The 12712-nt window shown below is 30.1% G+C and carries 14 protein-coding genes; 1 reads left to right on the top strand and 13 read right to left on the bottom strand.

Translation table 11 applies throughout. From position 1 onward, the window contains the following. Positions 1-191: 191 nt before the first annotated feature. From BEE63_RS08750 to BEE63_RS08805, 13 genes are all read right to left on the bottom strand, one after another. Positions 192-2096, bottom strand: a complete 1905-nt coding sequence (locus BEE63_RS08750; RefSeq protein WP_066021020.1) for an FtsX-like permease family protein — start codon at positions 2094-2096, stop codon at positions 192-194. Next, the gene (locus BEE63_RS08755; protein ID WP_066021021.1) at positions 2083-2853 is read right to left on the bottom strand and encodes an ABC transporter ATP-binding protein; all 771 of its coding nucleotides are present in this window, start codon (positions 2851-2853) and stop codon (positions 2083-2085) included. Before BEE63_RS08755 ends, BEE63_RS08750 begins: the two co-directional genes overlap by 14 nt. After that, entirely contained in the window at positions 2841-2966 is a 126-nt protein-coding gene (locus BEE63_RS22310) for a hypothetical protein (protein WP_278326948.1), read from the bottom strand. The genes BEE63_RS08755 and BEE63_RS22310 overlap by 13 nt, the downstream gene beginning before the upstream one ends. Continuing rightward, the gene (locus tag BEE63_RS08760; protein ID WP_066021022.1) at positions 2947-3966 is read right to left on the bottom strand and encodes a sensor histidine kinase; all 1020 of its coding nucleotides are present in this window, start codon (positions 3964-3966) and stop codon (positions 2947-2949) included. Before BEE63_RS08760 ends, BEE63_RS22310 begins: the two co-directional genes overlap by 20 nt. After that, entirely contained in the window at positions 3963-4634 is a 672-nt protein-coding gene (locus tag BEE63_RS08765; RefSeq protein WP_066021023.1) for a response regulator transcription factor, read from the bottom strand. The genes BEE63_RS08760 and BEE63_RS08765 overlap by 4 nt, the downstream gene beginning before the upstream one ends. An 87-nt stretch (positions 4635-4721) precedes the next feature. After that, positions 4722-5387, bottom strand: a complete 666-nt coding sequence (locus tag BEE63_RS21215) for a helix-turn-helix domain-containing protein (RefSeq protein WP_081312502.1) — start codon at positions 5385-5387, stop codon at positions 4722-4724. A 143-nt stretch (positions 5388-5530) separates the two neighbouring features. Beyond that, positions 5531-6010: a GNAT family N-acetyltransferase gene (locus BEE63_RS08775; protein ID WP_066021024.1), complete on the bottom strand. Its 480-nt coding sequence runs from the start codon at positions 6008-6010 to the stop codon at positions 5531-5533. An 18-nt stretch (positions 6011-6028) separates the two neighbouring features. Beyond that, positions 6029-6547, bottom strand: a complete 519-nt coding sequence (locus BEE63_RS08780; protein ID WP_066021025.1) for a GrpB family protein — start codon at positions 6545-6547, stop codon at positions 6029-6031. A 161-nt stretch (positions 6548-6708) separates the two neighbouring features. Further along, positions 6709-7830 carry a THUMP domain-containing class I SAM-dependent RNA methyltransferase gene (locus tag BEE63_RS08785; RefSeq protein WP_066021026.1) on the bottom strand — a complete coding sequence of 374 codons (1122 nt, stop codon included), beginning with the start codon at positions 7828-7830 and terminating at the stop codon, positions 6709-6711. A gap of 15 nt (positions 7831-7845) precedes the next feature. Continuing rightward, positions 7846-8598, bottom strand: a complete 753-nt coding sequence (locus tag BEE63_RS08790) for an exodeoxyribonuclease III (RefSeq protein WP_066021027.1) — start codon at positions 8596-8598, stop codon at positions 7846-7848. A 145-nt stretch (positions 8599-8743) separates the two neighbouring features. Continuing rightward, positions 8744-9253: a methyl-accepting chemotaxis protein gene (locus BEE63_RS08795; protein ID WP_066021028.1), complete on the bottom strand. Its 510-nt coding sequence runs from the start codon at positions 9251-9253 to the stop codon at positions 8744-8746. An 83-nt stretch (positions 9254-9336) separates the two neighbouring features. Further along, positions 9337-10470, bottom strand: a complete 1134-nt coding sequence (locus tag BEE63_RS08800; protein WP_066021029.1) for a pyridoxal-phosphate-dependent aminotransferase family protein — start codon at positions 10468-10470, stop codon at positions 9337-9339. A 655-nt stretch (positions 10471-11125) separates the two neighbouring features. Next, positions 11126-11971 carry a hypothetical protein gene (locus BEE63_RS08805; protein ID WP_066021030.1) on the bottom strand — a complete coding sequence of 282 codons (846 nt, stop codon included), beginning with the start codon at positions 11969-11971 and terminating at the stop codon, positions 11126-11128. A gap of 101 nt (positions 11972-12072) precedes the next feature. On the opposite strand from BEE63_RS08805, the gene BEE63_RS08810 reads away from it, so the two are divergent. Next, a complete protein-coding gene (locus tag BEE63_RS08810; protein WP_066021031.1) occupies positions 12073-12672 on the top strand; it encodes a uracil-DNA glycosylase in 600 nt (199 codons plus the stop codon). The last annotated feature ends 40 nt before the right edge of the window (positions 12673-12712 follow it).

Raw genomic sequence — 12712 nt, forward strand, 5'->3', positions numbered from 1 at the left:
TCTCTTTTCTTTTATTTTCTACGTTTTAAGCATAATGATACTATAGGAAAAGTTTATTATGTCAATAACCATTTTTGCGACATTTTAGCTTCTAATCTTGATAAAAGTAAAGCACATATTTATAAAATGTCACAAAAAAATTAGCCATTTGATATATTAATGGCTAATTTTTTATAATGCTCAATATATTTTTACTCACTTATAGTTCTTACATATTTCCTTAACGTTATTAGATAATATATACTGTAAATTAGTAAATAAATTATTTCTATAATAATAAATTCTTTAGTGACTTTCATATAAAAGAATTTACTTATAGAGAAGGATGCAACATAGCAATTTAAAGATGCCACCAAAAATGGTACCCCAAACAGAATTAGAATTTCCTTTGCTATAGAACTTGTTGTTTCATTTTTGCTTACACCTATCTCTCTTAAAATCACAAAGTTCCTTTTATCTTCTATTGCCTCCATTGACATTTTAAAATATATTATGCTTCCTGTCGCCATTATAAATAGGATTCCTATAAATAATCCTATGAATGCCATAACACCTATTACCTTCATGCCACCAGTATAATGTTCATAAAACGTTGCAACCTTATTTTCCTTAGGTATTTTTTTACTGAGGTCATTTGTAAACTTTTCTGCTTTGAAATCATCTTTAAGCGTATATCCTGTAATCTTATAAATACTTTCTGCATTTGCAACTTTTCTTATGCTATTATATACTTCATCATTTACAATAATAGCTGGTCCAGTATGATCTATTGATATGAAATATTTATTATCAGTATTCTTTACTTTTACATTATAACTTTTATCTGCAAATTTAAAATTTATATTTTTACCTATTGCATTCTTCGGATCTCCCATTAAATCTTGAATCTGCACATAATAACATTCATTACTTTTTAAATTTACTTTCCTATTAGAGTTCTCATATGAATTAACCTTATTAAACATGCTCTGATTTAATAATAAAATATTATCGTACTCCTTTGTAAATGGAACTTTAGCACTTACATAAACAAACTCCATGTTTGCTTTATTTTTAATAGAAATCTCTTTGTGTTTATTTAATATATCATTAAAAATTTTATCAGTATTGGCATTTCCGTTAATATATTCTACAGAAAGTGGATTTAAAATTCTTGCTTCTTTTACTGCTTTGTTGAAACTGCCCCAACAAAAGAGAAGCGCACATAATGCAATAGTAGTTGTTATTGTTATTACACTTAAGCTTCCCACATTACCCCTGTATCTTTGGTGAATTTGTGATACAGATATAAGCCTAGTTCCCTTAAATAGATATTTTTGATTCCTTTTAATAGCATCTATTATTATAGCTGTAACTGCAGTAAAAAATAGTATTGTGCCAATTACAATCGTTATAATCGCCTTAGGTGCTAACAATATATTATCACCTAATTTCTTAATCGATATATAATATCCATAACACATGCAAGTTAAAGATATTACCCCAAGTACAACCGTTATAATAGATATTTTTAATCCTTTTTCAATTTTCTTAGATGCATTGAACATATCTATTAATTTACTTTTGCATATTATAAGATAACTTTGTATACTTATTATTACAAATATTACTGCAAACACTACAGCAGATAACTTAAAGGCTTTAAGACTAAATTGAAATTGTGCTTTACCTTGAGTTTTTATAAGTACAAATAAAAGCATTATAAAAAACTTATTAAAAATAACTCCTAAAATAATTCCTACTAAGAATGACATAATTGTAATTATTAAATTTTCAATAAAATTAAGGCGTGACACCTGTTTATTAGACATTCCTAATAGCATATATGTTGCAAATTCCTTTTTTCTTGCTTTTGTAAAAAAGGAATTTGAATACCATATAAAGAAAGCCGAAAACAGTATTGCTAGCCAAGAACCCATATCAAACAACATTTCAGCAGATCTCATAGTTCCTAATGTATTGTGAACATTTTTATCATATGTTATAGCTGTAAATAAATATATTACAAAAACACTGAAGGAAGAACTTAAAAAATACGCCCAATAATTTTTAAAATTACTTTTTATATTACTTAATGCCATTTTACATAGCGTCATTTGTATCCCCTCCAATAACTGAAAGCACTTTTAATATGCTGTCATAAAAACTCTTTCTGTCTCTATCTCCTTTATATATCTCATTAAATAACTTCCCATCCTTAATAAATATTACTCTTTTGCAGTACGATGCAGCAAAAGCATCATGTGTTACCATAAGAATTGTTGCCTTGTTATTTTCATTTAAGTATTTCAAGGAATTTAGAAGCTCCTTAGACGCTTTTGAATCAAGTGCTCCTGTAGGTTCATCTGCTAAAACAAGAGATGGATTTGTTATCATTGCTCTTGCGGCTGCTGCCCTCTGCTTTTGGCCACCTGATACTTCATATGTGTGATTACTCAGTATTTTACTTATTCCTAGTTTTTTAGTTATATCGTTTAACCTTTTTTCGATTACATCATACGGTATTTTAGCTAGAGCCAAAGGCAAAACTATATTTTCCTTAATGGTCATATTATCAAGAAGATTAAAATCCTGAAATATAAACCCTAGCTTTTCTCTTCTAAATTTTGATAATCCAGGTTCTTTAAGCCTCACTATATCCTTTCCATCAATAAAAACCTTACCTGCTGTTGGTTTATCAATTGTTGATATTACATTTAAAAACGTTGTTTTCCCTGAACCAGATGGTCCCATTATTCCAACAAACTCGCCACTTTCTACCTTTAAATTTATATCTTCAAGTGCTGTATATTTAACTCCTCCAAATCTAGAGCCATAAACCTTCTTTAGATTTTGTATATTTAAAACTTCCATTCTAAAACCTCCACATCATTCACTTTATACTTAAATTGTACAAAAAAGCAAAATGTACAGCCATCGTTCTGACTTACATTTTGCTTTTTAACCTTACATTTTTGTAACATCATAATAGTCACACCATTTTGGAAAATGTATATACAGCCTAGTTCCCTTGTTATATTCTGATTCTATGGTAATATTATGCCCTAACTTCTTTGCAAGTTTATGAGCCAAATACAATCCCATACCTGTAGATTTTGAATTCTCGTGTCTTCCATTATATCCTGTAAATGATTTATCAAATATCCTATTTAAGTCTTCTTCTTTTATACCTACACCATTGTCCTCTATAATTATTGTCTTCTCATCATCACTTTCTAAGGACTTTATTGTTATGCTGCCTCTCTCATTAGTATACTTAAGTGCATTAACAATAATCTGATTTATTATAAATAAAAGCCATTTTTTATCCGTATCAACACATAAGTCTTTTTTAACATCTAAATTAAGTTTTATATGCTTTTTTATAAATATTTTAGAATTGCCTTTTATGCTTTCATTAATGACTTTATTTATATTTACTTCTGAAATAACATAATCCTTTGAAAAATTATCACTTCTCGAGTAATACAATATCTTTTCTATATAATCCTCAATCTTTTCTATTTCCTCTTCATATGATTGGAGATTAAATTCACCGCTCTCAAGAAGAAGTTTTGAAGTAGCAATTGGAGTCTTTATTTCATGAATCCAGGTTGCAACAAATTCATTGTTATCCTCAAACTCTTTTTCTAAAACTTTTAATTTTTCATTATAAGTTTCATATAAGCTTTCTATAACTTCGCCATAAACTTCGTCCTTATATTCCATAGGCTTAGGTACAATAGGCGTTTTATCATCTGCCTTAAAATCTAAAATGAGCTTTTTTATGTATTTCTTTTTTATATTGTAATCTATACAGATAAAAATCATTAAAAGTACTACCATAACAAAAATCATATACTTAATATTAGATGAGAGCATTCTATTTTTTTCGTCTAAATATGTAAAAGAGGCCACAAATGCCCCTAAAAAAACATACAGTAGTATAAATCTAAAATTATCCTTTAAATATCTAATAAACATCATTTTATAGCATACCCCTGGCCTTTTATAGTCTTAATGAAATCAATGCCTATTTCCTTAAGCTTTTTTCTGAGCCTATTTACATTCACTGTAAGTGTATTATCATCTATAAAGCTCTCATCCTGCCAAAGTTCCTGCATTATTTCATCTCTACTAACTATATTGCCATGATTTTTCATAAGTACATAGATAATTTTAAATTCATTTTTCGTGAGTTCTATACTGTTGTTATTATAATAAACCGTATTATTTTTTAGAGAAATTATAACATTTTTAAATTCCAATGTATCCATATTGGTTTCAGTATAAGAGTATGTCCTTCTTAAAATAGCATTTACCTTTGCCATAAGAACCTCCATAGAAAATGGTTTTGTTATATAATCATCTCCGCCCATATTAACTGCCATAACTATATCCATATTAGAGCTTCTTGATGATAAAAATACTACAGGAACCTTTGATATTCCTCTTATTTTGCTGCACCAATAAAATCCATCACAAACAGGAAGATTTATATCCATTAAAACAAGATGTGGTTTTGCTTTTATAAATTCTTCAAAAATATTATTAAAGTCTTCTACTGCACAAACCTCAAAAGACCATTTTTCTAATGATTTTTTTAAAATATCTCTTATCTTTTCTTCATCCTCAACAATCATTATCTTATACATCAATAAGCCCCCTAATATATGCAAATTAGATTATTTATAAGAAGTTCATGTGCAAAGTTACTGCATAGAATAAATGCATATTGATAATTATCTTTCAACCATCATAAGAATTCTTTCAATTTTTATTACACTATTTCTTTTGCGATTAATTATTAAAATTTCATCGTCTGTTATCTCTTTAACTAAAGCATCAAAGCAGCCTTGCGGTCCAGCAAACATTGATTTACAGATAAAGTGAACAGTACAGTGCTTACCTTTAAAGTATTCAAAAAAATTAATTTCAGTCACATCCCTCAAAACAATTTCAGGTATTTTATCTGAACTTTTTTTATACACATCAGCATCAGAAATAGAAATTATACTTTTAGCCGTCAATATTCCTTTTTTGCCCTTCCTGTTTTGAAATAAGATATAGTCATTATTAACATCAAGCACAGCCACTTGATAAAGTCCTCCAAATCCTCTATCATCTAAAAATATTTTTACCCATCTTCCTATGAATTGCCTATAAGCACTTGAAACAGTATCTTCTACTATTTGCTCCATTGGTACTTTCATATCTTCTCGAAGTAAATAATCGGTCGTAACTTCAAATAAATTGCTTATCTCTATAATCTTATGCACATCAGGAATTGATTGATCAAGCTCCCATTTAGATACTGACTGTCTTGAAACCATAAGCTTTTCTGCCAATTGTTCTTGTGATAGATTATTCTGTTTTCTTAGTGACTGTATCTTTTCACCTAAACTCATAATGAATAATTCCTCCCTTGCTCTTCTATGGGAACACCAACTTTAGTTCCCTATAAAGCATATCAACGAGAATAATAATCTACTACCAATTGTGCTTTGAATTTTAGCAACCATCAGTTGCATACTGGATTTTAAGTAAAAATTTACAGTTTCTTTTTCATACATATACTATTTGTGTTTCCTGAATAAGGTGAATAATTTTCTATTATTTCATATCCACAACTTTTATATAAATTAATTGCTTCATACTGCTTTTTTCCTGTTTCAAGTATTGCATATGTATATCCTTTATCTTTTGCTAGCTTCTCAAGTTCGCTAACTACTAATCTTGATAACCCCTGTCTTCTACATTCTTTTCTTACAAATATCCTCTTTAATTCTATAGAATCAGTATTATGTTCCTTAAAGCCTCCACATGCAGCGGCTTTTCCATCCTTATAAATAACAACTACATCATTTATAAAATCAACTTTATTATGCTTATCATATTTCTTTTGCAACTCTCCATATCTTTCATTAAGATCATCATCCAATAGTCTTATGAGCTTAATAAAATCAATATTATTGCTATCAGTATTTAATAATTTATAATCATCATCTGATGAAACTCTTAAACTACACATAAGCCGCTCCCCCTATTTTTACAAGCCAATTTTACGATAAATTTCATTAATACAAGGACTTTTAGTTTCTATATATCTATCTATATCTGTTGGATACATCCTTGCTGCCTGTAATTTAATTTCACTATATTTCTTTACCTCTTCTTCATGAGTTCTTAAATAATTTCTAAAAGCGATGTGACGTTTTAACTCACTAGAATTCTGTGGGCAAACATACAAGTGATGAGTCATAAATTCATTCTTTTGCTTTTCATCATATGCAAATGCTTCCCTATCCTTTATTCCCAAATTTCCTTCATGATAATAACCTAAAGTCTCCAAACGAGATTTAACATCCTCAAAATTATCATAGTTTTTTATAATAACATCAATGTCTATGATCGGTTTAGCGGCTAACCCCTCCACTGAAGTACTTCCTACATGTTCAATAGCAATAATACTATCCTTAAGTGTTTTTTCTAAGTATAATTTTATTCTTTCAAATTGGTGCTTCCATTCAGAATTATATGGAACAACAATCACGCGTTTTGTTCTCATCTATTCATCCCCCACATTAATACTTCACAAATTAAAATTATAAAAAGACTTAGAAATTTTAATTTGCCTGAGCTTCTTTTCAACGAGTTATTAAAATTTCTTAGTATTTTTATAATTTGGAGCTTAGTCTTATGAGTTTTATTTAATGTTTCAAAATACTATTACTTCATCCCGCCATGGTACTGGTAATAATAGCATTTCAGCCTTCCATTGTAGAGTTTCCTATTCTTATCACTCTTTTGTCCAAAGCATTCTTCAAACTTATCATGTGCAGAAATCACAAAGTATGACCAATTATTAAGTTTTCTAAAAACTCTTCCCATATCTCTATAAAGTTTTTCTACTTCCTGTATTTCTCCAAGTCTTTCACCATAAGGAGGATTTGTTATTATAAAGCCGCCCTTTTTACTTGATGAAAAATCCTGCATAGGAATCCTCTGAAAAGATATACAATCATCTACACCTGCTTTTTTTGCATTAGCTCTAGCCGTCTTTATTACCCATCCGTCTATATCTGAACAAAGAATATTGAATTTTTTATCATTTATACAACTTCTGGCATGCTTCCTTAAATCGCTCCACAAATCTTTAGGTATTATATCCCACTGTTCTGACACAAATTTTCTCTTAAGTCCTGGAGCCATATTCTTTCCTATCATAGCAGCTTCTATTGCTATAGTTCCCGAACCGCACATAGGATCTGCAAGTTCAATTTCTGGATTCCATTTACTTAAAAGTACCATTGCAGCAGCTAAAGTTTCCTTTATAGGCGCTCCACCTGAATTTTCTCTATACCCTCTTTTATGTAAGCCCTCTCCTGAAGTATCTAAAGTTAAGGTAACTATGTCCTTAAGTATTCCAACCTCTATTCTGTACTCTGCACCATATTCCGTGAATCTTTCAAGATTGAATTTTCTTCTCATCGCTTCAATTACAGCTTTTTTTACTATTCCCTGACAGTCAGGAACACTGTGAAGTTTTGATTTTATAGATTTTCCCGTAACATGCATATAAGCATCCTGAGGCATTATGTTTTCCCAGCCTACTTTTAATGTACCTTGAAATAATTCCTCAAAGCTTTCTGCTTTAAATTCAGCCATTTTTATAAGTACTCTATCCGCAGTTCTAAGCCACAAGTTACAAGTTACTATATCCATTTCGTCACCTTCAAAGGTAACTTTTCCATTTTCAATTTTCAAATCATCATATCCAAGTTCCTTAAGTTCTTTTGCAACCACAGATTCTAGTCCAAAGGTTGAGGTTGCTATTATTGTAAAATCCATTTTGTATTCTCCTTATTATTTAATATTTAGCTCTACAGGGCAGTGATCTGATCCCATGACTTCAGTATGAATATCAGCACTTACAAGTCTGCTTTTAAATCTCTCCGACACGCAAAAATAATCTATACGCCATCCAGCATTCCTTTCTCTAGCCTTAAATCTATAAGACCACCAGGAATATATTCCTTCTTTATCTGGATAAAAATAACGATATGTATCAACAAAACCTGAGGCTAAAAGCTCTGTAAATTTGCTTCTTTCCTCTGGAGAAAATCCAGCATTTTTTGTATTGTTTTTAGGATTTTTTAGGTCTATCTCTGTATGTGCTACATTCATATCACCACACACAATGACAGGTTTCTTTTCATCCAGACCCTTCAAATAATTTCTAAAACTATCTTCCCACTCCATTCTATAATCAAGCCTTGCAAGCTTTTCCTTTGAATTAGGAGTATATACTGTAACCATATAAAAGTCTTCAAATTCAAGAGTTATAACTCTTCCTTCTTTATCATGCTTTTCTTCACCTATTCCATAAGAATAACTTATAGGTTCCTTTTTACAAAATATTGCAGTTCCTGAATATCCTTTCTTCTCAGCATAATTCCAAAAATCATGGTATCCTGGTAAGTCTAAATTCACCTGCCCTGCCTGAAGTTTAATTTCTTGAAGACAAAAAATATCTGCATCTACTTCTTTAAAATAATCCAAAAAACCTTTATTTATGCATGCCCTTAGGCCATTTACATTCCACGAAATTAATTTCATATAGATATCACCCTCTATTTAAAATAAGCTATTATTAATATTCTTTTATTATCTCACATTTGGGCAAAATAAAAAACGGAAAAATAAGCTTTCCCGTTTTGAACTTTCATCTATACCCCTAATTGTAAATTTATCATATAATATTTTATATATTATTTGCCTTATCTCTTAATGACTCAACCTTTTCAGTAACACTCTCTATTGAAGCATTAATTTCCTCTGTAGATGCTGCCTGCTCCTCACTTACTTCAACTGTATTTTTAATAGCCTCTGATATGTCATTTATTGACTTATTAACTTTACCTATGATTTCTTCTATTGTAGCAACAGAATCTTTACTTTGAGTTGCAAGCTTTCTTACTTCCTCAGCAACTACAGAAAATCCTTTTCCCATTTCTCCTGCTCTTGCTGCTTCTATTGCTGCATTTAATCCAAGCAAATTAGTTTGATCTGCAATGCTTTTAATAAGCTCCAAAACCTTATCAGTCTGAGCTACAGTATTTACTGTTTCCTTAGCTAATTTCATTACGTTCTGCTGATTCTCTGCAAGCTTAACAGACGAATTAGCCATGTGATTTGCATTTTTAGAAACCTCTTTTATTGAATTATTAAGTTCATCTAATTCCTTGTTAATATTTTCTTTATAATCGTCCATAAGATCTCTCCTTTATAAAAACTTAATACATACTATATTATCGAACATTTTTTGTAAAACATATCTACCAATATCATAATAATCTAAATTTTTTGCAAAAAAGTTTCTGTCATATTATGCTGGCACTCAAAACCGTAATGTTCTAAAGATTTTTGTAAAGCGAATAAGGTATAACTTACCTTGTCAGGATACGCATTTTCTCCCATGTGTCCTATTCTCAAAACTTTACCTTTAAGATAATCAAATGCTCCTGCTATCATAACATCATAATTTTCCTTCATGAAGTTTGTTATTTTATCACCGTTCATCCCATGGGGTACTTTAATTACTGTAACCGTATTTGAAAATCCATCTTCTATATATAGAGAAAGTCCAGCAAGAACCACGGCAGCTCTTGTTGACGATGCTATTTTGTCATGCCTTTTTATTATATCTTTATCCTGAATAAGATTTTCAATTGCTATTCTAAGTCCAACTATATCACTTACAGGCGGAGTATATGGGAACCACTTTTTTTCATAATAATCCTCCCATGAAAGCAAATTACAATAAAAAGAAGCTATTGGTGTTTTTCTGTTTTTCATAACATTAAAAGCATCATCACTTATACTCACAATCGTAAGTCCTGGAGGAGCAGAGATACATTTTTGTGATGCACCTAAAACAATATCTATGTTCCAATCATCAACTCTTACTTCTTCTCCTCCCATTGCGGATACACTATCCACTACTGTTAAAATGCCTTTTTTCTTTAATAATGGGCATATTTTATCTATATCATTTAACATTCCTGAAGGAGTATCACAGTGAACTACTGTAGCATATTTAAAATTGCTGTCCTTCTCTAGAAACTTTTCAAGCTCTTTTACATCTATTTTATGTTTTCTATCTCCTCTAAAAAAGAAAGGTTCACCACCGTACATCTTAACAAAATCGGCAAAGCCCTCACCGAATATACCATTTTCTATTACAAGAACTCTATCTCCTTTTTCAGTTAATGATGCACAAGCCGCTTCAAGTCCTAATATTCCTTCTCCTGATAAAATTCTCACTTGATTTTTTGTTTTAAGAAATTCTCCTATTTTCTCACAGGTTTCTTTATAAAAATCGTAAAATTCCAAATCCAAATCTGGATTAGTAGTCTTTTGAGCTCTACTTAACCTAACATTTTCCCTTACACTTGTAGGTCCTGGTGTCATTACCATAGGTGTCTTCATCATTATCACTCCTCATAAATTAAAATTAAACTATGGGTTTTTCGTCATCTATTGAGACGAAAAAGGCTATAATCGGCTAAAACCGAAGTGTGGGGTATTAACTTTGCTGCGCTCGTTAATAGGTACGGGGTTTTGCCTGTGACAAAAAATTAATGACACCTTTCCTCCACTTCTCTACGGAAAGCTTTTAATTCTAAACTTTCAGCAGCCGTTAGCAAAAGAAAATCGACCATAACTCCTACCGCAGATAAACCTATCACCTGCTGACGAGTGAAGCACTATCAGCACCCTTTTCATTTTAACATCGCATTTTGCCACTAATACCTTAAATTACATGAATTATTAAATTCTTAATAAACACCACATCATAACATCCTAAAATATTATTGCTTAGATAATCACAAATTAGGTAATTGCAAAATTTACATTTAAAATTCCGTAGGCACAGAGGAATTTTTTCCTTGCCTTACCTTTAAATCTAAGTAGTATTACTTTGGAACAATTTAAAAAAGCTTTAATAAATCCTGATAAAAAAATCTTAAAATTCTTAGAGCTTTCAATTTATCTGAACGCTAGTGAGTTATTGAAAACTCTTAGGATTTTATAATTTTTTTATCTTAAATTTATAAAACTTTTTTAATGTTCCAAAATAATACTACTTAGATTGGCTGCGCCAATCTGATAATGTTTCATACTTATCATTAGCTGTATCATAATATAAAATTTGAGTCATAGCACTATTTACTGCAAACCTATAGGTATTAACTGCATGATCTGGATAAGACTCACCAACATATATAATATAATAATCTCTTTCATACTGATTACTAGATGCCGCATTAGGATATCTCTCAACATATACTGAAGCTTTTGAAACTGTACTATTTGCATGAACATTTACAAAGCTTTTAACTTCGCTAACATTATTAATAAGATAATTTACAAGCTGCTGTTCCTTTGAAAGAGATTGTGTACTCTCCTCAGTAAAATAATTAGCATCCTTATTGTAGCTTATCTTGTCAACATATTTTTTATCCTTGCATGTAACTTTTATATCCGCACCACGACTTTCATCTATTATCTCATAATCCCAGTATCCATTAGCTAAAGCTATATCCTTCATAAGTTTCGTGTAATAATCTTTATTTGATGAATTTAAATCCTTATTTAAGGTAACATAAAATACAGGATAAGTTTTATTATCTTTTAATACTACTTTATTTATTTTAATGCCTTCTCTATTAAAAATAGTTTTAGCAGGATGACTCCAGCTTGATACATCTGTTATTATATAGTCTCCATTCGAATTTTCACTGATACTTGGAGATTTCAATTTGCTATCGCTGGTTTTATTAGATGTATTAGTATTATTAGTAGATTTAGTAGCTGCTTCTTTTTTACCGCTGGAAGTCGAAGTATTTTTATTTGCAGTATTTGAAGTACACGCTGAAAGTGCTAAAACTGATACTACTATAATCGAAATTAATGCTGTTTTTTTCATTTTTAATTCACCTCTAATTAAATTAATGTCCAATAAGATATTTTTTAACTCATTATATGGTATAATATATAAAAATTCAAACTAAAGTTAGGAGTATTATCATGAACAATCTAGAAAATTTGAAAATTAAAATCAAAAATATAGCTGAAAACTATACTGGCGAACCCACCGGCGGCTTCATAACAGGTGATGGTCCTATACCTTCAGACATAATGTTTATCGGAGAAGCTCCTGGCAAATCTGAAGTTGAAAGTGGTAAACCTTTCGTAGGAATGGCAGGTAAAAACTTCGAAAAATACCTTAATTCCATAGGCATCAAAAGAGAAAATATAAGAATAACAAATACTTGCTTTTTCAGACCTATAAAAATAAAAAAATCTGAAAGTGGTAAAACTACTATTAGCAACAGGCCGCCTAAAATTTCGGAAGTAAATTTATTTAAAGAAGTTTTAAATGAAGAAATATCAATTACAAAACCAAAAATCATAATAACTTTAGGTAATGTTCCACTTAAACGACTTACAAATTTTAAGTCTATAGGAGAATGTCACGGTAGTCCTATTCACAGTGACGAATTTAATTGCACAATTTTCCCTATGTATCATCCTTCTGCATTGACTTACAACAGAAATGATGAATTTAAATCAATGTATGAAAATGATTGGCATAAATTAAAAACTGTTCTCCAAAATGTACTTTAACTTTGTAATCTTACTTATAATTTTACTATCTTTTTGCTAA

The sequence above is a fragment of the Clostridium pasteurianum genome, from assembly GCF_001705235.1.
GTDB classification, from domain to species: domain Bacteria; phylum Bacillota; class Clostridia; order Clostridiales; family Clostridiaceae; genus Clostridium_S; species Clostridium_S pasteurianum_A.

Bases quoted from the DNA above. Each gene is read 5' to 3' on its own strand.
- BEE63_RS21215 (WP_081312502.1), bottom strand. From the start codon at position 5,387: ATGAGTTTAGGTGAAAAGATACAGTCACTAAGAAAACAGAATAATCTA.
- BEE63_RS08800 (WP_066021029.1), bottom strand. From the start codon at position 10,470: ATGAAGACACCTATGGTAATGACACCAGGACCTACAAGTGTAAGGGAA.
- BEE63_RS08785 (WP_066021026.1), bottom strand. From the start codon at position 7,830: ATGGATTTTACAATAATAGCAACCTCAACCTTTGGACTAGAATCTGTG.
- BEE63_RS08755 (WP_066021021.1), bottom strand. From the start codon at position 2,853: ATGGAAGTTTTAAATATACAAAATCTAAAGAAGGTTTATGGCTCTAGA.
- BEE63_RS08805 (WP_066021030.1), bottom strand. From the start codon at position 11,971: ATGAAAAAAACAGCATTAATTTCGATTATAGTAGTATCAGTTTTAGCA.
- BEE63_RS08760 (WP_066021022.1), bottom strand. From the start codon at position 3,966: ATGATGTTTATTAGATATTTAAAGGATAATTTTAGATTTATACTACTG.
- BEE63_RS08765 (WP_066021023.1), bottom strand. From the start codon at position 4,634: ATGTATAAGATAATGATTGTTGAGGATGAAGAAAAGATAAGAGATATT.
- BEE63_RS08810 (WP_066021031.1), top strand. From the start codon at position 12,073: ATGAACAATCTAGAAAATTTGAAAATTAAAATCAAAAATATAGCTGAA.
- BEE63_RS08795 (WP_066021028.1), bottom strand. From the start codon at position 9,253: ATGGACGATTATAAAGAAAATATTAACAAGGAATTAGATGAACTTAAT.
- BEE63_RS22310 (WP_278326948.1), bottom strand. From the start codon at position 2,966: ATGATGTTACAAAAATGTAAGGTTAAAAAGCAAAATGTAAGTCAGAAC.
- BEE63_RS08790 (WP_066021027.1), bottom strand. From the start codon at position 8,598: ATGAAATTAATTTCGTGGAATGTAAATGGCCTAAGGGCATGCATAAAT.
- BEE63_RS08775 (WP_066021024.1), bottom strand. From the start codon at position 6,010: ATGTGTAGTTTAAGAGTTTCATCAGATGATGATTATAAATTATTAAAT.
- BEE63_RS08750 (WP_066021020.1), bottom strand. From the start codon at position 2,096: ATGACGCTATGTAAAATGGCATTAAGTAATATAAAAAGTAATTTTAAA.
- BEE63_RS08780 (WP_066021025.1), bottom strand. From the start codon at position 6,547: ATGAGAACAAAACGCGTGATTGTTGTTCCATATAATTCTGAATGGAAG.